Below are 19505 nucleotides of genomic sequence, written 5' to 3'. Positions count from 1 at the left end.
GCAGCATGAGAATACGTGACGAAAGGAACGCTAACCTCGTTCGGATTACAGTCCGGTCCCAAGACCAAAACACTTAAGCGACCCATGAATTCTCCTGGTTCACTGGCATTCGTGCCACCCAGTGAAACCTCGTGGCTTGTTCGGTTCGTCCGTTCACTGTACGTGGATATTAAGGAGGAGGAGTCGCGCTTATCTGCACGCTTATACCTGCGTGATGATTCTTGAAGTTATGTTCGAGTCAATTGCCGACGCGTTTCCTCGCGTATTACGTGAGCCTCCTGATCAACCGCTGGGGGTTGGCTGTCCGGGAGATTCCACTGGCCAATTTTGCGTGTCGCGTATACGGGCGTCGCAATGATCGCCAACAGAAACACGATCCAAGGAGGCCCCATCACTCTGAAGGCCGCTTCTGTCAGGCCCGTGACGATACAAGCAAGAAAAAAAGCCAGCTTGAGACTGCCAAAATCAGGGTCACGACGGAAGGTTCGAATCACGTTTCGATACCCGCTGGCAATCAAGACACCGAGGCACACCAGTCCGATCCACCCGAGAGTAATAAGAATCTCAACATAGCCGTTGTGAGACTCGTTGAGTTTCAACCCAGGAAATGCCTGCCACATCTTCTGGAGCCGGTCGCCGAGCCAGAAACTCTCATATCCGCTGCCAACCAGCCGATTGGTGGGAACAGTGATGACCATCTGCCAGATATCTGTCCGGCCAGTCAGAGTGGGATTTCTTCCTAAACTCTCGATTAAAGTTCCCGACGATTGAAAAAAGAGCGCATACAGAGCACAAAGAAGTAAGCCTGAAAAGAGAAAGTGCACGAGTGCGGGTTTTCGGCGAAAAGCAGGCCTCGTCGAAAGGAACATCACAGTTGTCGCCATGCTCAATGCACAAATCGACGTCATTGAGTTGCACATCCACAACAGCCAGACGATCATCACCAAAACCACACTAAGCGCTATTAGCCGGTTTCTACGGTTCGGTGTTTCCGGGTCGTTATAGATGGTACGGAAGCGCCAGAGAAGCACAAGGCCGAAGAAATCACACAATTCACCCAAGCCGTTCTTCTGGGTGGCGACTCCGATCGGCTCCATTGTCCAACTCAACGTCAACCTGCGACCGAGCGTAGCGTAGTACTTGATGAAAAGGACTGATATCGGCACGAGCACGAAGGCAAGTCGCGTGAAAACACGTTTGATAGCCTCGGGAACACTCGGCTCGGTCAGGATGATCATAACCATCATCACGTCACCAACACCTTTAATCCAGTGTTTGAGCGTAACGAATGGAAAGTCCGACCACGAAATGCTCATTGCTGCGTAAAGGAAGAACAGGCAGATTGCCCAGTTCTTGCGCAAAACAGGGATGACCCGGTGCCACCTGCTGATCACGAGAATCAAAGCGACGATCTCGAGCGCCTCGTAAACAGCAGCATCCACTGCACTTCCCTCGACATAGCTGCTGGCCCTATCGAGGGTCGGGGTCATTTGCAACCATTCAGTTACAGACCGGGAAAAGCAAAAAAACAACCACGCAGTCGGAATCCAAAGAGACCAGGACACCCGCTTCTCTCTCTCTCGATCAAGAAAGAATAGCGCTGCGATGCCGATCTCGAAAATGACCGTGCTTAACGCAGTCGACATACGACCCGTTCTGGGCGTACCCAAACTGCTTCCACGAATTCCAGTTCGTCAGCTCTTGACGGAGGACGATGCAGATACCGAATCACCGGAGCGGGTTGGCAATGCTGGTGCTGCGAAAACGAAGTCATTTCACACATAGCGCAGTGTTGATTGTACGGGAACTGGCTAATGATCAATGAAGACCCTGTGAAACAACTCAAGAGACAGGAGATTGTGAATCTCGGTAGTGTAGTTGCGGCCGCCTTTGACGTGGCGATGCACGATCGTTTCCACTTCCCTGCGATCCAGATAGGGTCGAGATAGCGTCAACGGATCCAGCAGCATTTCCTGGACATATTTGGAGAGCTCGTCGCGATACCAGACACGGAAATGGTAGTACTTGTGACGCCCAAGAAAGAGCCGCTCCAAGCGAAACGGCGAGAGTGCATGATCGATTTGTGCTACCGATTGCGGCATTCCATGATCGTATGCGTACTCGGCTTTGAACGTAAAATCCTGATAACGCCGAATAATTGAGCCAGGAAAACTTTCGTGTTTTCCTCCAACCCCCATGTCGGTGCGGATCTGCCTCAGCGCCAGGTTTCCGTCCGAAATCAACCGGAGTCGGGCGACATTATTCTCGATTGCGCATGCCGGCGCGCGAAAACTTGCCCGCACCACGCCATTATCGAGGAACGGCGAACGTTGAGTGAGTTGGGTCTGTTCCAACGCCAGCAGGTTTGAATGATGCCATGCGGTCTGCCGAAATGCGGAAAACGATAGCGGGTGTGTATCGGCAATCTGATTGTAGGTCTGGAAAGCCGCCTTGACATGCGTCATCAATTCCGGACGGAATAAGCCGGCGGCAGGCATGCTTGGCTTAAATGCCCGGAATCGCCGAATGATCTGGTCACCGTAGTTTCCCGTCATTCTCACTGGCGCGATCTCGCGTGCCTTCTGGCAGACGTAAAGCGGTGGGGCGCAACTTACATCCGCGCCACCGTCAGTGAGGTACACAGTTCGTTCTGCAAGTTGGGGAAAGCGCGAGAGAAAATCCGCGCCGGTTTCAATAACCTGGTGAGGTTGTCCGCATGTCTGTGCAACCCTCCTGGCCACAAGAACGTCGCGGCATTCGCGATATGTGCCGCCAAATGTATAGCACGGTAGAGAACCCGCAGACCCCCGATACCAGGCCATCACAGCTCGTGTGTCTAGTCCGCCCGTCAGTGACATCGCCACGGACTGCCGACCAGTGAAATAGCGCGGCAGGGCCTCGACGAACGCTTCTCGCAGCTCGCCGTAGAACTCGTCCGGGTCGAGCGTGGTCTGAGATTCCCATTCCTCAGGATGGAAATATGTGCCTTTTTGTTCAACAGCACCATTTCGAAAAGTCCACAACGAAGCATTCGGCAACACCGAGATACCTTGAAACAAGGACCGGTTTTCGAGAACGGCGCCTAGCGCAATCAATTCTCCCAGACTTGCCATTTCCGCAGCGCGCAGTTCGGGATGTACAGCAAGAATCGCCTTAGCTTCCCCAGCAAAGTAAAATGCGTCCTTTGACTCGTGGTAGTAGAGGCGCTGCATGCCGTACCGGTCGTTCATCAGTGAGACAGTTCCTCGCGTCTTGTCGGCTAACACCGCATGAAAAAAGCCGTTCAAACAAGCCGGGAAACTTCGCTCTTCTTCATACAGATGGACTAGGTAAGAAGCCTCCTTAGAACCGAGTGCGTGTCCGCGCGCAGCTAATCGTGCTGTTGTTCCGGGTTCTGGGAATTCCTGGCCCGCAAACACAAGCACGACCTTGCCCGTTTCGTTCGTGAGTGGCATCTCGTCCGCAAACGAGTTCTTCTGGGCGCTCCAACCGACATATATACCCAGATCTTCAGCGATCCAGGTTCCTGTAACGTAAAACGTCTCGTGTCGAAGCGTGCCCACCATGGCGAGCAATTCGCGTTCGGCTTGCTCCCTGGGGAGCTTAGTAATAAGTCCTACGATCCCAGGCACTAGGTTTCCTCCAATACCGAACGATACCGTCGCTCGTACCAGTCGGCCCGAAAATCGCGAAGTCTCCTCGCAACACCTTCTGGAATGCGCTCTGACATATTGTGGTGCAGGCCCAGACGAAGCGCCACCCGACCGATTGCCGTTAGCGGTACGTAGTACCGAGGCGTATCGACTCGTCGGAAACCGTTTCGCTCTTTGAAATCCCGCAACCCGTCGCGCTCCTTTTTCCCATAGTCGAATTTTGAGTACACGAGATACCGGATACCCCGGGCCGCACAAGCTCGGACCGCGTGCGCGATTAGCGCATTCTGCGGAACCTTGTCCCTATGCTTAAGCATCGAAATAATGTTCATGAGCCCGGCTTGTGTTGAGGTCTCGTCCGGCACCAACTTAACGAACCCAATCAGCATTTCCTCGAAGAATGCCCCGATAAAAATGCTGCTATTCAGAAATGTGGCTTCTTCGCGACGCACGGTTTCAAAATCTTTGCCGTAATGGGGAAAACGCCGCCTCTGCCGAATCGGGCATTCATTGTAGATTCCCTGTATCCCAGCGACCAATGCGTCGTCGAAAGGGACCTCCCGGAGGATGACACCATTCTTCTCGGCCTGTTTAGCTTTGTTCCTGGCCTTGAAGCCTAGCTCGTTTTTCCACCAATTCTCAAACGTTGTGATGGATAAGACTGCATAGTTATCCCATTCGAATGCATAGGAGAATTTCGGCTGGCTCTCCGGAAGCCTTTGGGCGAATGTAAGCAAGTCTACTCGCGAGCCGGATCTGCGCAGACCGTCAATGATCGGCTCTGGATCGTCTATGAAGCGGTATCGATCACCGTGAAGCTGTGCGATACGCAGAATACGGCCGTCAATCTGGATTTCTTTGTCACGTACGCTGATGAGCTTTGCCATATCGCGAACCCACAATTCAAACACCGCGCTGATAAAACACGCGAGAGATCAAGAAACTCTCTTCGCGCAACACGTAGGACACCTGCTTGTTGAAATTGGCGGAGAGGGGAGGATTCGAACCTCCGGATGGAATGAACCACCGTAGCCGGTAGAACTGGCCACTGCCTTAGCCAACAGCGACCTCTCCTATTTACGGGAACAGGAATGCCTTACTCGCCTGAAAACGCCGTACGTCGTATCACACCTTAGCCTGAGACATACGGTTCCCGAACCGCTTTAATCCCCATGAGCGCTAAGAGCTTTCCGAGGTGATCGCACAGCCGTACCATCACATCCATGAATCTGTGCTGTCCGAGGAGCGCCGAAATGGGTAGCGCAAGCCCATAGATTAGAACGGCAACCAGGGACTTTGTGATATCCAGCACGCCAACGGTTGGCCTCAACGCGGCGCAGCCGCCTCGCAGCAGAGCCTTCCGCAACAGATACACGCGTTTCCACCTGGAAGGCGGCACCGTTTCATAAACTATGGCTTCATCGCACCAGGCGAATGTAAACCCGCGCTCGATTGCCCTCCTGAAGAAATCCACGTCCTCGCCGGCGCGGTACTCGGGCCGAAACGGCGCATCCATGTCACAGAATACGCCCCTTCTCAATAGCGCGTTGCCTGTCCGAGTCTGCTGGGCAGTGAGAATGCAACCACTGACCGGGAAGGACCTGTCATAGAACCTCCCCTTCACGATCCAACTCGGAACTCCCTCTTCAAATGACGGCTTCACTGGCCCTAACACTCCGTCCACATCATATTTCTGACAAGCAAGAAACAGGGACTGCAGCCAGCTCTTCTCCGGGAACTCGTCATCATCAATGAAAGCGAGATAATCTCCGGTCGCGTTTTGGACGACCTTGTTGCGCGCGAGCGCGATGCTCTGCTGAGGCTCCAGGCAGTACTTGACCCCGATGCTGGAGGTGGCTGCGAATTCCGACACAGTTTGTTCCGCTGATCGAAGCTGGTCGTTATCGCAAACAACAACGGAATACGTGAAGAGTCCTCCCGTTTCCTGACGCCGAATATCATTCAGCAAGCGCTCAAGAAGAGCAGGGCGTCTGAACGTACAAATGCAGACGCAGATATTGCTTGCTTGACTAGTCATTTCTTCCTTAATCGAGAATCGTTGGCCTAAAAACAATCTCAGAAAGGTCGTTTGAATCCCGGTTTCCGACCTTCAAGTCTGAACCCTCAACGGCTGTGTAGTTCGTACAATCAAACCTGCGTCGTCAGATTGGGGACAATCGCATAACCGAGTGCAGCCGCAGAATCACCGACCAAATTGCGGAATTCCTCACCCTTTAAAAACGCGTGCTCGGCCGGTACTTGCGGGTGAGTTTCCATTTCAACCATAAAGTGACGGGACAGATCCACGATCTTCTGAAGACGGCTCAAGGGCACGAGCGGCTGTATTGAAAAGAAAAAGTCGGTCAGACGATGACGTCGGCCGAGGACGCGATCTAATGCCTTCCGATACCAGCGATTCACGATACTCTTCTCTCCCGGCTGAAATGAGAAACTCCTTCTAACCATGGTCCCTGAAGGAAGCAGTCCGCCGAAGAGAACATTGGCGCAGAGGTGCATGTGATGATGCCCGTCAAGCCGTTCCGGTTCCCGCCCATAGAGTCGAGCAAATTCTGCGATTTGAGCCGCGACGATATATTCGAAAGAGCTATTCAGGCCGGGGTGGAATATTACCTGCGCGAAACGATTTCGAAGCAGGTACTCTGATAACCGAATCTGATGCTCAGCAATTTTCCGTGAGACCCCGGGCGCCGAGAAGGATGCCGTAAAATTGAGGTGGAGGCCAACGTCGATCCCATTGTCGAGAGCAATCTCGGCCGCGCGTTCCGAGTCCTCCATGAACACCATGGCGCTGACGGATGAGACGGCGCCGCAAAGAACACAATCAAGAGTGCGATCGGTAGTTTCGCAGTTGAGTCCCCAGTCGTCCGCATTCACGATCAGTCCGCAGCCGCGTGGACGAGCGCTCTGAAGAGCGTATGGCTCCTTACTCGACGCCTTTGCGGAGTGAATTCGGTTCCGATCTGATTGTGTGCTTCTCTGCATGGTCTTCGATCACTTGTCAGACTTGGATAACTCGGCTTTTGCAGTCATGGAAATCGTGTGTGGCTCTCCTGCTCCACGCAGAGCAACCTTTCTCTTCAATCGGCTCAGTTGTTCCCTTCGGTGGAATTCAACAAGTTCGCGCGGAACCGGCCGCTCAAGCCCGCGAACCGCTGCCCAGGTGTAACCGATCCCCAGCGCGAGTCCGCCGATTAGCCGTGGAGTCTGGGTCATTTGATATACAACTCGAAAAATCTCCCAGAGAGGGTGATTACCGATGCGATGATCCTTCAATCCATACTTGAATCTGGACTTCAAAATGCCCTGCTGTGCCGTTCCCATCTCGCGATGATGCGTGCATACCTTCTCGGTGAAACTACGCGTCTGCCAACCGCGCATCCGCGCGCTGATTACCGCAACGTGATCGATGGAGCCGCCCTTCATCGGCTTATATCCACCAATTGCGTCGAAACACTCGCGGCGAAACACCTGGCATGCGCCGGACACGTGTTCGATGCTGACAAACCGATAGTCGTAGACTTGTCCAGACAACTCCTGGAATGGCGTTCCAACTACACCCAAGGCCGGATTCTCTAACAGCTTCCTAAGCAGAAATTCGAAATAGTCCGGATCGAAGGAGATGTCGGCATCGAGACTCGCAATCACCTCATAGCCTAGGTCCTTGACTCTCGCGTACCCGGCATTGAATGCCAGCACCTTGCCTGCAAAATTCCGCTCAACGCGCTCAGGCATTCGTACCAACTCGATCCATGGATGCTCTGCTGCATACCTGGACACAACTTCATCGGTTCCGTCCGTAGAGCCATCACTGACAATTACCCACCTCAGCGGAAGCACCGTCTGCGTCACGACAGACCGAAGCGTAAGCTCAATGAATCGCGCCTCGTTCCGGGCTGGAGTGACTATGACGTATTTCGTAAGCGTGGACATGTCAATTTGATTGGACGACTGAAGGATATTGTGGGGGGCCGATATCGAGACCATCTTCGTGCTGCTACGCAGATCGGTCCGCGGTTATGAGCGTTCCGAGTCGCTCCTCCGTCGAATCCTTCTGTAAGTTCGTAAACGAAATAATCGCCGCAGCCGTCTTCTCTTGTTGTCCGGATGTCAGTTGAGGGTACATCGGAAGCGACACAATTTCTGCGGCACAGCTCTCCGTTACCGGGAAATCTCCCACGCTGTGGTTGAGAGATAAATAAGCGCGTTGCATGTGCAGCGGTACCGGATAATGAATGGCCGACCCGATTCCCGCATCCTTCAGATGCTTCATCATATTTTCACGTTCGTTGGTTCGGATCACGTAGAGATGATAGACACCTCGGGACCAGGATGGCTCCCATGGCAGTCGAATGGCATCGCAATCCGCGAGAAGCCGATTGTATTCGAGGGCTCTCGCACGGCGAAGCTCATTCCAGTTTTTCAGATGCCCTAGCTTAATTTGAAGAATTCCGGCCTGCAATGCGTCCAGCCGTCCATTGTAGCCCTCGATGTCGTGGTAGTATTTTCGGCTTTGTCCGTGATCGCGCAGCATTTTCATCTTCTCTGCCATGCTGGAATCATTCGTCGTGATTGCGCCGGCCTCGCCGCAGGCTCCAAGGTTCTTTCCGGGATAGAAGCTGAATGCGGCCGCTCTACCCATCGACCCCGCCTTCATCCACCGGTTGTGCTTTTTTGAAAAATACTCGGCACCATGCGCCTGGCAGGCATCCTCGATCACGATCAGGTTGTATTCTTCCGCAAGCTCAAGAATCCGGTCCATATCGGCCATCTGTCCATACAAGTGCACCGGAATGATCGTCGTCACAGGCCGGCCGCTGTGAAGGCTCACAAGCCGTCCGGATTTGTCGCGAACGCATTTCTTTTCGAGATAGCGCTGCAACATGACAACAGACATGTTGTACGTCTGCTCGTCAACATCCACAAATTCCGGAATGGCCCGCGCCTGCGAGATTGCTTCGGTCGTAGCGATGAAGGTATTTGGAACCGTAAGAACGACGTCCCCGGCCTGGATGCCGCTCGCAATGATGGCGAACCGCAAGGCATCCGTACCGCTATTTACGGCAATGGCATGACGCACATCGCAGAACTCTGCAAATGCGGTTTCAAAGTTCTCCACCATCGGACCGCCTATGAACCCGGCGGAATGCAACACGCGGCGGAACAACGCCGTGAGTTCCTCCTCAAGCTCAACGTGGGGAGTTACTAAATCGAGAAATGGGATTGCCACGTCACTATTCATTGTCTCTCCTGACTTGCGCTCTATGAATCATTACGGAAACTGTACGGATGATTCGACACAGGATCGGCGAGCCCGGATTGACTCGCCACGATCGCTCGCGGGCACGCGCTCAGATGCCGGAGCTGAAACCCTAGTCCCCTTTAGCCGCGTCAAGGTAACGCAAAATCCTGGCTGGGTTGCCCGCTATCACGGCGTTCGCAGGAACGTCGCGGGTTACCACGCTTCCCGCGCCCACAATCGCGTTTTCGCCGATGCAGACATTTGGGAGAATTGTCGCACCCGTACCAATGGATGCGCCTCGCTTGACAAGTGTTTTCTCGACCTTCCAGTCCGCTTCTGTCTGTAGCTTGCCTTCAAGACTCGTCGCGCGAGGATAGCTGTCATTCGTGAACATCACACCATGTCCGACGAACACGTTGTCCTCGATCATGACTCCCTCGCAGATGAAGGTGTGGCTTGAAACCTTGCATCGCTGGCCTACCCTTGCGTTTTTTTGAATTTCGACAAATGCGCCGATCTTCGTGTCGTCCCCGATCTCGCACCCGTAAAGGTTGATAAACTTCGAAAGGCGAACGTTCTTTCCGAGCTTTACGTCGCTTGCAATTGCGTTAAATTCATTCATAGCTCGACAAGAGCCCCTCTTTTTTTCAATGATTCGCTCGCAGCCTCGAGCATTTTGACGACCCGGAGACCGGCGCAGCCATTATTGAAAGGCTGTTGTCCACTCGAAACGCAATCGACGAAGTATGTCATTTCCTGTCGCAGCGCCTCGCCTTGTTCCAACTGCGGAGACCACATGTCACCTGAGCGATAACTTACAAGCAGCTCGTAGACACCTTCCTTGCTGCCAATCTGAACACCCTTGTCGTAGATCTTCAGCTTTTCGTCGGCTTCAAGATCGTTCCAGACCAGCATTCGTTTCTCGCCGCCAATCAACGTCGTCCTCACCTTCACCGGCGACAACCAGTTCACATTGATGTGAGCAATGACTTTTTCCGGGAAGTAGAGCGTCATGTATGCAACATCTTCATGACCATTCAGATGGCCTTGCCCGGTTGCAACAATCGCTTCCGGATCGCCCTTCAGCAGGTAGTCCATGATCGACAGATCGTGGGGGGCTAGATCCCATAACACGTTGCAGTCATGCTGGAACAGGCCGAGGTTGACGCGAGTCGAATCGTAATAGTACAGATTGCCCAGCGCGCCATCATCGACAAGTTGCTTGATTTTCCGTACCGCTCCGGTGAACAGGAACGTGTGGTCCACCATTATCGTCAGGTTCTTCTGGGCAGCAAGGTTAATCAGTTCCTCGCCTTGGGCCGAAGTGCTTGTGAACGGTTTCTCAACAAAGACGTGCTTTCCATTCTGCAGAGCCGCCTTGGACAATTCGTAGTGCGTCCAGACCGGGGATACGACCGCGATTGCGTCGATCTCAGGTGAAGTGATGACTTCTGTCGCGCTTGAAACAACTCTTGCTCCAGGATGAGCCTTCTGTGCCCGAAGGCGGGCCTGGGGGCTGATCTCTGCAATAGCCAGGACCTCGGAACCCTCAAGACTCGCTAGGTTCCTCACAATATTCGGGCCCCAGTAGCCGTAACCGATTACGCCAAAGTTCATGATTCGCCGTCTTTCTGCAGAATCGCTGACTGGTTGGGGGATGACGTACGCAGGTTTCCAGACCGGGATCAGTGATGATCTCTGCCGATTGAATCAGTTGTGAAGGAGTTTAGTAGGCGCCCGAGCCACGGATAACGGCTAGAGGCGTGCGGAGAAGGATTTTGACGTCAAGCCACGGACTCCATGAGGTGGCATACCTGAGATCCAGTCGCACCATGTCATCAAAGTCAACAATGCTTCTTCCGGTAACCTGCCACAACCCGGTAATACCAGGCTTTACTTCGAGCAGTCTCCGGCGATGCCATGTTTGATACGCAGCCAATTCGTATGGAATCGGAGGACGGGGACCAACCAGCGACATATCACCACAGAGAACGTTGAAGAACTGTGGCAATTCGTCCAGGCTGGATTTGCGCAGAAATCTCCCGATCGGGGTGATCCGCTTGTCACCTGTAAGCTTGTAGACTGTGTCCGATTTGAGGTCCGCTCTTTCCTCTTTGTTGATCAGCTTGGTCACGAATTCGCGGTGAACATTGTGGTCATTGTTGACGTACATCGAACGGAACTTCAGGAAGGTGAACTGCTTCCCATGCTGACCCACCCGGATCTGCCGAAACAGGACAGGCCCTTTGGAGGTCGCCTTGACTGCGATCGCAATGAGTACGCAGAAGGGAAGGCAGACCATTGAGAGAATCAAGCCCCCCACGATGTCAAGGGTTCGCTTGAGAATAAGCATCGGCTGCTTGCCTTTGTCGCGGCTTGAAAGATCTGGATACAAGGCAGGGTTGCTTGGGCGACCCGGTCCGTTCTCATCCCAATCATCGGGATAGTAATGCAGAGAAATGTTGACGAGATTAAATTGCTCGAAAGTCAGTTCCTCCCGCAAAGTCTTGCTCACACGACTCAGAATGGTCATGAGGATCGAGCTTTTGTCTCCTGCGACCAGGCCCGTAAACAATGCGCCTATCGTATTCGCCGACTTGTACCAACCCACCATGTCGGTGTCGCGGCTCGTTGCCAGCAGAACCGTCATCACCGATTCCAGCGCTTTCGCTGACCTGACTGGATGCTGGTCGTCAACCTCGAGAAGCATGAGGACAAACGGAGCCTTCGATCGTTCCGTCCGTTTCCGCTCGATCGCGATGACCCGCCTGAAACCTTCCTCATCGAAGGGCTGCCGTTCAGATGCTGGCTCGGTCAGGGGATCCATTACAGAAGGTTGCCGACGCTGCTGTTCCGTGTTCACCGTTTCCTCCCAAGGCACATATCCAATTTCTTCAACGTTCGAACCTAAATCGTTCAAATTCCATATCGCATCTTGTAGTCATAGTGTCGGACAACCGGTGAAGCGTTTCATACAGATTGGAAACTCAACCGCTCTCGTGAGAATAGTCAACAGACGCTAGATTACCCATAACAATCAAACTTCCGCATCCTCGTTTAGTAACCGGTTTGTGGGGCGATAGTAATAATCTGAGTTCGCCACGCTTTTTGCACTGTTCAAAATTGCCCCAATCAACTTTTGCGTTCCGACCGCTTCAAGTCCGCGCTCCAGCTGACGCTTCTGCGTAGTGCCCTGCCGGGTCACAAGCAGGATCCCGTCCGCCAGATTGGTCCACACACTCGTGTCGGCGAGAGGAAGAATCGGCGGTGAATCGATGACCAACCAGTCGAACCAAGCCGTTAGCTGCTCCATCAGTGGCGTAGCCCGGCCCGATTGCAACAATTCGAGCGAATTTCCTGTCGCCATTCCCGCAGGAAGAATCCAGATTCCTGGCCCCTGAAGCCTATACATGCTTCTGACAAGCGTCCTCTCCCCGCTCAGCCATTCGCAAATCCCCGGCTTTGGTGGAAGTCCAAAAATCTTCGACTGCGTGGGCCGCCGCACGTCACCCTCGATAAGGACCACCTTTTGCTGGGTCCGCAGCGCGATAGTGCAAGCCAGATTGCCTGCAACCATGCTCTTGCCTTCCTGCGGAATTGTGCTCGTAATCAGAATCTTTTTTAATGGACGCTGACGCCGCATGTGTCTTAACCGTACGCCAAGCAGATGAAACGCTTCGCCGGCGGGGCTTTCCATGTCGGGGAGGCATACGAGATGACTATCAGGAGACGTCGAGATGTTCAGCGTTTCGCATTGCATTGGCCCCTCGCCGCGCTCTTCAACTCGCAATACCGGAGAACCGGTTAGGAAGTTATCCACACCGCTCTCTCCTTGCGGCGGTTCCACCACTGCCAACGCAGGTTCCTGGAGAGCCGCCTGACCGCGGCCATCAAACGAATCGCTCGCCGATCGAACTGTGGCCACAGTGCTTTCGGCGCGTTGCAGCACATCGAGTGCGCGCGCATCAACGGCTACACCCTTTTTGCCACTCCGTTCTGCTTCCGAACGCTGTAGAGCGTCAAATATCTGACTCATGCCCCCCCGCTTCAACCGTGATCGGAGGATTCAATTCCGAGCCGGCTCCGTTCGCTTTTTGCGTTGCCGCGTAAAGATCCAGGGAAAAACTCCTGGCTCGTTCCAGGTCTTGGTCGACATGATTTGGCGCGTTGTGTGCGATCTTCGAACCATTTTGAGTGAGATGGAAGTCGCTGGCGACTCCAGAGACAATCTCTGAAGTAATCTCAGAAACCTGTTGAGCATATCCGGTGATGAGAGAGTTCTCGCAAATAGTGTTGATGAGGCGCGGAAATCCACGGGAGTATCGATGAATCGTCTTCACAGCATCCGGCGAAAACAATGGCTCATCGCGGAAGCCCCCTCCGGCAATGGCTAGTCGCTCCTGAATGTACCTGTCCGTATCCTGCTCATCGAGCGGCGCAAGGTGCGCACGCAATGCAATTCTTTGCTTCAGCGGACGAAGTTCAAAGGAATCGAGCTTCAGATCCAGCTCGGGCTGCCCCACCAGAACAATCTGAAGAAGCTTATCGTCGTTTGTTTCAAGATTGGAAAGTAAACGAATCTCCTCCAGGAGTTCCATGGAAAGATTGTGCGCCTCATCGACCACCAATACCGTCGTGAGTCCCTGAAGGCCACGCGACGTAACGTATCTGCTCAGGTCCAACAGCAGCGAGCTCTTGTTCTGCTGTTCGCTGACCTTCAAACCGAAATCAGAGGCCGTGTAGTGCAGAAACTCCATAGCGGACAGCCGGCAGTTAAACAAGTAGGCATAGGCAATTTCGCTGCTCTCCTTGAAGAGTTGCAGCAGGCATCGAACCATCAGAGTCTTGCCGGTTCCCACTTCTCCCGTCACCACGACGACGCCTTTGTGGCGACGAATCCCGTAGTAGAGTGCGGCCAGCGCCTCATTGTGTCGCACCGTCGCCACAAAACAGGTCGGGTCCGGCGTGATATCGAACGGATTGCGCGTCAAATTGTAGAAGCTCTTGTACATAAAAGGTCCCGCACTATCCTCGCAATAAGCTGTATGCAGATCCAGCCGCAATCACTGCACCAACGATCGCTGTTAATGTCCAGCCCAATGCCATTTGTTTCTTCTGCCTTCTTTCGTCCAGAGGGCTCTGAATTTCTGGAATCTCTGCCACAACGGGTAACTCAAGTAGGGCCTTGATCTCTTTCTCTCCGTGCATACGGTCATCGAAGAATTCGAACAGGAAAACAACCAGGCATCCAAGCGCCACGCCGATCCCCACTCCCATTGCGCAGAACTTGAGACGATTCGGGAAGTCGGGTCTGATGGGAAGGCTCGGCGGATCAAGCATGGTGAAGCGCTCGCCTTGCTGCATTTGCTCCATGCTGGTGGCCATGACGGACTGATTCTTCTTTTTCAGAAGGTCATCATAGTTCGCCTTCGATTGGTCGTAGCCTCGGGTAAGATCGGCCAGCGCCTGTTCGGTCGCAGGTTGTGAGTTGAGGCGTCCCTGGTATTCGTTGATTCTAGCCTCAAGCCCGGCAATCGCCCGCTCGCGGCCTGCAATCTCAACCTGGTTGGCCTGGAGTTGGCTCTGTAATTGAAGAAGGGGCGCGCTCTCTGCGTCACCGGCCTGTCTCGAGCCGGTTCTTTGAGAGGCCAACATGTCCTGCCTCTGCTTCTCGGTCCGGGCGATCTGTGCCTTCACCTTTACCACGTCCGGATAGGAATCTGTATAGCGCGAACTCAGATCCGTCAGTTGAGCTCTGAGCTTCGCCAATTCCTGGTCGATAGCAGTGACTTCCGTCGGCGCTCCATCCACGGTACGCCCGGTGGCATGAAGGTTCTTGTACTGCTCGATCAGTGTTTGATAGTAGACCCGCTGCTGTTTCGCGGTGCTCAGCGAATCCTGCTGGTTCTGTAATTGGCTCTGAAAACCGGCAAGGATCTGGAGATTGCTGGCCTGCTGACTGGGGAGTGCGCCCTCATGCGCTGCTTGGAATTGCCGAACCTTTTCTTCCTGGGCAGTCAGGGTTGCGCGCGCGTCAGCAAGCTGTTTTTCAATAAAGAGCGTTGTCCCCTCGGACTGTTGCTCGCGGACCTTGAGGTTCTCATTGATGAACAGCTGCGTCAGCTCGTACGTCACCTTCTGAGCCAAAATGGGATTATTCGAGGAGAACCCCACTCGGAAAGAGGTGATCTCGTTATTACGAGTATCGCGGACAAGATCGATGCTGATGTCCTTTCGCATCTTTTCGATCTTGTCGTCATCATTCTTAATTGCATCGGAGCCAACGTACAAGTTCAGCTTTTTAATGATCATCAGAAGGCGTGTACGGCTCAGGATCTGCTGCGTGATGCTTTGCAGACGGTCCTGTAGATTGTCCGTAACGTTGGGAGCCACATAGTTCTCAGGCATCGTTGGCTGCTCAACCAGAATTAATGTGCTCGACTTGTATCTCGCCGGCAAAACCCAGCTGACTCCCCAAACGAACATCCAGCCAGCCAACAGAGGAACCAGAAAATAGATATGCCGGCGACGCACGAGATCGAGATACTTTTCGAAGTCAAAATGCGTTGATTCCTGTTCTTCAATGATCTCGGGCATGGTCATCTTCCTAAGGGGCGGTGAAATCCGTAACTGATCGATAGGTAAACGCGATTCGAGTCTGGCGCAATGAAGGCGACTGGAATTCCGGAATAGCTCTCATGGAAATGCATGTATCCAATTGCTGCGTTCAGTCCTTCCATCACTCGGTGCTGCACATCAGCCCCGGCGGAAATTGTATGTCCTCCTGGAAACAGGGCGGGAGTGAGACTGTCGAGCAACGAATAATTCCCCTCTGCCCCAACGCTCCAGTTGCGGGAAAACAAAAAACGTCCGTCAATACTGGCCATATCTGCATGATACGCACCGCCAAACCCCGGTGCACCCGATACCAGATGGGAGTAGCTAACGCTTACCATCGTCCGAAGTGCCTGCCAACCTAGACTGCCCTGCACCGCCGGCGTCCATCCCTCGAGTTTCGGAAGGCCTGATTCCCAGGCAGCGTAATGCTCCGGGCCACCGAGGATCGAGAATGAGAAGCTCTTTGTAAAGTAATGAGTGTAAAACCCGAAGACGTTGTGTGCCACCGCATACGTGTCAATCGGATGTGCAGAAAATTTTGAGAACTGATATGCAACGCCGGCATACTCAGATCGGCCGATCCTTCGACTAAAGAATCCCATCGCGCCAGTTGTATTTCCGTCGTTCAATCCTGCGGTATGGGAATCATCCGGATAGTGAAGGAAGTCATAAGTTCCTCTCCCCCCGACCATCGCATTTCTACCGTACTGGTAATCAATCCCTGCGTTGCTCGTATTGACGATCTCATTCGCGAAGGGTGCAATCAGAAGCGTATTCGACGGTCCCGGTTTTCCCGAAACTCCACCGCCGACAAATGGATTCGACTGATTGTAAAGGTTGTCGTTTTGCTGAAATTTGTCGCTAATCTCAATCACAGCATACGGACTGATGTGAAACCGGTAGTCAGCTGACGCGTCCTGGCTCACGCCATTGAGTTGGCTCGTATTTTGATAAAGCGTGAATCCTGGGCTATAGTGCAAAGTCTCGCCCTGTCTTGAGGTCCTGCGATCAAGGCTTACCGAAGGCAGGAAATAGTAAATCTCGTCACCGTCAGCCTTCGTAGTGTCCCCAAGCATGAGATTGTCAACGTAAGAACCGGTGAAGACAAGCCCGGCATCAAGATAGTTCGCGCGCGATTCAGTTCCTACGACTACCGGATAGGCGTCTCCGCTGATCGGCGGAGGCGTCATCATGTGGGTGTCGTCCAGATCGATCCCGCCGCCATTCGCTGCAGGCTCAACCTGAGACCATAACGGCGTCGTTGTCGCAATCACGAGAAAGAAACAGGCAATCTTCAGCATAAAGGCCTCTACGGAACAATGATCGTGTCGTTCGGCTCGAGTTTGACGTTCTGAGCGGAATTCTTGCCCTTGATGAATTCCTTGTAATTGAACTTCAGGTTGGACTCGTGTCCGTCAGGGCCTTTTCGCAGCACGTACACGCCCGACTTTTTTGCAAAATCACGAAACCCGCCTGCCGCTGCGATGGCATCCATGATCGTCGTATCGGTCGTCAGTGGATAGGAACCCGGCTTTGTAACCTCTCCGAGAACGTTGTACTTCCTGCTGTTCACCTTTTCTACGACGACAGTAACTTCCGGCGTCGTGATGAAGTTCTTCAGCTTGTCAGTGATCTCATTCTCCAATTGCAGAGGGGTGCGTCCGGCGGCTTGAATCTCCCCCACCAGCGGAAGCGAGATCTTGCCGTCGGAACGCACGGGAACCGACTTGCTTAATTCTGCTTCTTTCCATACGCTGATGGCGAGAACATCGTCATTGCCGATCACAAAATTGTCGTCATGCGCCTTGATGCCCGACCCAGAATCCTGTGCATTCGAGCTTGCCGAGACGGAACTTCTGTTTGGCGCAGCCTGTGCCTGCCCCGGTCGCGGCGCCGCGAGAACCAGGACCAATCCCAAGAACAACACGTGCAGGGCAGTCAACTTCATAGGCACTCCTGTCAACCATCTGTCGCGTTCAGAACCGCATATCTTCGGCCTGACGCTCTTCGTGTACTGCATCGAACCTCTGTCCAGACTTCCGTTCTAATCGCCCGCGAGTGACGTTCGCAGAGGCGGATCGGCTTGCTTGCACTGCGTGGCATCGAGCGCCACCACGTTGCGCTGCACTATTGGAACAACATCCATTGCGTCAATCTCGACAGCTACCGATTGCGCCAACATCTCCACAGAAAGGACCAACCGGAACAGGTTCTTCTTTCGCGTCAGAATGCCCTCAACACCTTCAAGTGAGCCGCGAGCCACGCGAACACGCTCGCCGCAGCGCAGAAAGGGGTGAGGCTCCACGCTGAAATCGCCGTCAACCGTCCGGCGGATCGCCTCAATCTCTTCTTCCGGCACTGTGGCAATCCGTTCTCCTTGGCTAATGATCGTGTGCACCCCCGGTGTGGTCAGTACAGGAAGCCTGCGTTCCACCGCTCCACGCACAAAAACGTAACCGGGAAACAAAGGCATCGATAGTACTTTCCGACGATCCTTCCACCTGCGGGTCGACTCGTAAAGCGGTAGAAAAACCTCAAAGCCCTTGGTGATTAGCATCTCGCTAACGGACTTTTCGTGTTGGTGACGCGTATGCGCCACGCACCACGCAGCCTCCATTTGCTGCGGCACTTCGATACTCTGCACCTTCACCAAGTGAACCCCCGATTGCATCCCTTCGCCGCTGAGGACATAGCTTCGCCCTGTGAGTTACATGCTCAGTGTTTTTTTTAACCGTTCGGTCGTCCGAATCTCTCTCAACTGCCGAGCCTTACCGTTCAACCTGGGCAGCGGAGAAACCCTGTCCCATAGTCGGGGAACCCAGTGGGTTCTACAATGCCCTATTAGGGTCGGCGAAGTACCTCTGCAGTAACCTAACCAAGCCGCCGCAGTAACCACATCCTCCTTGCCCGGAACCCAAATCCAAATCTTTGATTCCACAATCCTTGGGGATCCGATCAACCCCATTGTTCAAAACCTGATCCTTGAGCCTTCAAATTGTTACTTTTGGGTCAAATGCAGCCGTTTCATAATCCCCGCGCTCCGTAGAGTTGACATGGCGCATCCGCCGGTAACCTCAGCGATGCCGATGAAGACGCCTCGCGTAACCCATTTTCATGTGAGGCACATGACCGCTTCTCGCTGCCGCCTCCTCAAAAGCCAGTAGTTGCCGGCTAAACTCCGGGCCGATGACATCCTCGGCTCCAAAAATCACGATCCTGGCAATCCAGTTTTCCAGCTCGCGAATGTTCCCCGGCCACTTCCACCGCTGAAACGCGTCCAGCGCATTCGAACTCAGTCGTGGAACAGACCGGCCAAAGTTACGGGCAAATCTTCCAAGCAAATACTCGCAAAGTTGCGGAATATCCTCCTTACGTTCGCGAAGTGGCAGCAGCCGCACGCGATGGAGATTGGACAGCCCGAGCAGTTTCTCGACACACGTGCGACTCTTCAGCCCGGTCTCGGGGTCAATACCCGAGGCGCATACAAACCTCGCATTTGCCGTAAGATCCTCATTCCCACCTGGACGGCGATAATTTCCCGATTCGAGTGTCTGCATCAGTTTTTCTAGAAGGGCAGAATCCATATCCCCGATTTCGTCCAGAAAGAGCGTCCCACCAGACGCCATGCGAACCGAACCGACCGCCGTCAACCTCGCATCCACGGCTCCCCGTTGTTCCCAACCGAACATCTCTGCTCCCAACAGGTCAGGTGGAACCGCAGCACAGTTGAGCTTCAAAAAAGGTCCGTTGCCGCGAATCGAACCCGTGTGCAGAAACCGGCCGATCACTTCCTTGCCCGTACCGCTCTCACCTTCGATCAGCACGGGAAAATCGTCGCAAAACGCTCGCTCAATTTCTTCCCTAACTTTGTCCATTCCAGCCGTGCTGCCAAAAATAAACTCAGCAGTGGGAAGTTCGAGCCGATCGGCTTGGGCAGTAATTGCAGTCATACGGGTTGGTACTATGCCTCTTGC

17 protein-coding genes and 1 tRNA gene are annotated in these 19505 nt (G+C 53.7%); all 18 read right to left on the bottom strand.

Annotated elements, in window-relative coordinates:
* Positions 1 to 227: 227 nt before the first annotated feature.
* On the bottom strand, positions 228 to 1490 hold the full coding sequence (locus tag WCA10_RS12085; protein WP_472822776.1) for an O-antigen ligase family protein: 1263 nt from the start codon (positions 1488 to 1490) through the stop codon (positions 228 to 230).
* A gap of 321 nt (positions 1491 to 1811) precedes the next feature.
* Entirely contained in the window at positions 1812 to 3455 is a 1644-nt protein-coding gene (locus WCA10_RS12080; protein ID WP_472822945.1) for an asparagine synthase-related protein, read from the bottom strand.
* 176 nt (positions 3456 to 3631) lie between these two features.
* Positions 3632 to 4540: a hypothetical protein gene (locus WCA10_RS12075; RefSeq protein ID WP_472822775.1), complete on the bottom strand. Its 909-nt coding sequence runs from the start codon at positions 4538 to 4540 to the stop codon at positions 3632 to 3634.
* 96 nt (positions 4541 to 4636) lie between these two features.
* Positions 4637 to 4727 (bottom strand) — tRNA-OTHER (locus WCA10_RS12070).
* 58 nt (positions 4728 to 4785) lie between these two features.
* A complete protein-coding gene (locus WCA10_RS12065; protein ID WP_472822774.1) occupies positions 4786 to 5691 on the bottom strand; it encodes a glycosyltransferase family 2 protein in 906 nt (301 codons plus the stop codon).
* Positions 5692 to 5801: 110 nt separating this feature from the next.
* Positions 5802 to 6548 (bottom strand): ChbG/HpnK family deacetylase, encoded by a 747-nt coding sequence (locus WCA10_RS12060; RefSeq protein ID WP_472822773.1) that lies wholly within the window; start codon positions 6546 to 6548, stop codon positions 5802 to 5804.
* A gap of 117 nt (positions 6549 to 6665) precedes the next feature.
* Positions 6666 to 7604, bottom strand: coding sequence for a glycosyltransferase family 2 protein (locus WCA10_RS12055; protein ID WP_472822772.1), 939 nt, complete (start codon positions 7602 to 7604; stop codon positions 6666 to 6668).
* A gap of 64 nt (positions 7605 to 7668) precedes the next feature.
* Entirely contained in the window at positions 7669 to 8913 is a 1245-nt protein-coding gene (locus tag WCA10_RS12050; RefSeq protein WP_472822771.1) for a DegT/DnrJ/EryC1/StrS family aminotransferase, read from the bottom strand.
* A 130-nt stretch (positions 8914 to 9043) separates the two neighbouring features.
* Positions 9044 to 9535 carry an acyltransferase gene (locus WCA10_RS12045; protein ID WP_472822770.1) on the bottom strand — a complete coding sequence of 164 codons (492 nt, stop codon included), beginning with the start codon at positions 9533 to 9535 and terminating at the stop codon, positions 9044 to 9046.
* Positions 9532 to 10530 (bottom strand): Gfo/Idh/MocA family protein, encoded by a 999-nt coding sequence (locus tag WCA10_RS12040; RefSeq protein ID WP_472822769.1) that lies wholly within the window; start codon positions 10528 to 10530, stop codon positions 9532 to 9534. The genes WCA10_RS12045 and WCA10_RS12040 overlap by 4 nt, the downstream gene beginning before the upstream one ends.
* 109 nt (positions 10531 to 10639) lie before the next feature.
* Positions 10640 to 11776: a sugar transferase gene (locus WCA10_RS12035; protein WP_472822768.1), complete on the bottom strand. Its 1137-nt coding sequence runs from the start codon at positions 11774 to 11776 to the stop codon at positions 10640 to 10642.
* 174 nt (positions 11777 to 11950) lie between these two features.
* Entirely contained in the window at positions 11951 to 12949 is a 999-nt protein-coding gene (locus WCA10_RS12030; protein ID WP_472822767.1) for a CpsD/CapB family tyrosine-protein kinase, read from the bottom strand.
* Positions 12933 to 13925, bottom strand: a complete 993-nt coding sequence (locus WCA10_RS12025) for an ExeA family protein (protein WP_472822766.1) — start codon at positions 13923 to 13925, stop codon at positions 12933 to 12935. The genes WCA10_RS12030 and WCA10_RS12025 overlap by 17 nt, the downstream gene beginning before the upstream one ends.
* Positions 13926 to 13938: 13 nt before the next feature.
* Positions 13939 to 15510: an XrtA system polysaccharide chain length determinant gene (locus tag WCA10_RS12020; protein WP_472822765.1), complete on the bottom strand. Its 1572-nt coding sequence runs from the start codon at positions 15508 to 15510 to the stop codon at positions 13939 to 13941.
* 2 nt (positions 15511 to 15512) lie between these two features.
* Positions 15513 to 16832, bottom strand: a complete 1320-nt coding sequence (locus WCA10_RS12015; RefSeq protein WP_472822764.1) for a hypothetical protein — start codon at positions 16830 to 16832, stop codon at positions 15513 to 15515.
* An 8-nt stretch (positions 16833 to 16840) separates the two neighbouring features.
* Positions 16841 to 17479, bottom strand: coding sequence for a polysaccharide biosynthesis/export family protein (locus tag WCA10_RS12010; protein WP_472822763.1), 639 nt, complete (start codon positions 17477 to 17479; stop codon positions 16841 to 16843).
* Positions 17480 to 17575: 96 nt separating this feature from the next.
* Complete coding sequence (gene nusG / locus WCA10_RS12005; RefSeq protein WP_472822762.1) at positions 17576 to 18181, bottom strand: transcription termination/antitermination protein NusG; 606 nt, start codon at positions 18179 to 18181, stop codon at positions 17576 to 17578.
* Between the two features lie 424 nt (positions 18182 to 18605).
* Positions 18606 to 19481: a sigma-54-dependent transcriptional regulator gene (locus WCA10_RS12000; protein ID WP_472822761.1), complete on the bottom strand. Its 876-nt coding sequence runs from the start codon at positions 19479 to 19481 to the stop codon at positions 18606 to 18608.
* Positions 19482 to 19505 lie beyond the last annotated feature (24 nt).

The sequence above is a fragment of the Occallatibacter sp. genome (assembly GCF_049582745.1).
Taxonomy (GTDB): Bacteria; Acidobacteriota; Terriglobia; order Terriglobales; family Acidobacteriaceae; genus Telmatobacter.
The sequence above is the reverse complement of the archived record's forward strand: the minus strand, read 5'-3'. Positions and strand labels throughout refer to the sequence as shown.

Coding starts and splice junctions, on each gene's coding strand:
- WCA10_RS12085 (WP_472822776.1), bottom strand. CDS start 1,490: ATGACCCCGACCCTCGATAGGGCCAGCAGCTATGTCGAGGGAAGTGCA.
- WCA10_RS12080 (WP_472822945.1), bottom strand. CDS start 3,455: ATGCCACTCACGAACGAAACGGGCAAGGTCGTGCTTGTGTTTGCGGGC.
- WCA10_RS12075 (WP_472822775.1), bottom strand. CDS start 4,540: ATGGCAAAGCTCATCAGCGTACGTGACAAAGAAATCCAGATTGACGGC.
- WCA10_RS12065 (WP_472822774.1), bottom strand. CDS start 5,691: ATGACTAGTCAAGCAAGCAATATCTGCGTCTGCATTTGTACGTTCAGA.
- WCA10_RS12055 (WP_472822772.1), bottom strand. CDS start 7,604: ATGTCCACGCTTACGAAATACGTCATAGTCACTCCAGCCCGGAACGAG.
- WCA10_RS12050 (WP_472822771.1), bottom strand. CDS start 8,913: ATGAATAGTGACGTGGCAATCCCATTTCTCGATTTAGTAACTCCCCAC.
- WCA10_RS12045 (WP_472822770.1), bottom strand. CDS start 9,535: ATGAATGAATTTAACGCAATTGCAAGCGACGTAAAGCTCGGAAAGAAC.
- WCA10_RS12040 (WP_472822769.1), bottom strand. CDS start 10,530: ATGAACTTTGGCGTAATCGGTTACGGCTACTGGGGCCCGAATATTGTG.
- WCA10_RS12030 (WP_472822767.1), bottom strand. CDS start 12,949: ATGAGTCAGATATTTGACGCTCTACAGCGTTCGGAAGCAGAACGGAGT.
- WCA10_RS12025 (WP_472822766.1), bottom strand. CDS start 13,925: ATGTACAAGAGCTTCTACAATTTGACGCGCAATCCGTTCGATATCACG.
- WCA10_RS12020 (WP_472822765.1), bottom strand. CDS start 15,510: ATGCCCGAGATCATTGAAGAACAGGAATCAACGCATTTTGACTTCGAA.
- WCA10_RS12015 (WP_472822764.1), bottom strand. CDS start 16,832: ATGCTGAAGATTGCCTGTTTCTTTCTCGTGATTGCGACAACGACGCCG.
- WCA10_RS12010 (WP_472822763.1), bottom strand. CDS start 17,479: ATGAAGTTGACTGCCCTGCACGTGTTGTTCTTGGGATTGGTCCTGGTT.
- WCA10_RS12000 (WP_472822761.1), bottom strand. CDS start 19,481: ATGACTGCAATTACTGCCCAAGCCGATCGGCTCGAACTTCCCACTGCT.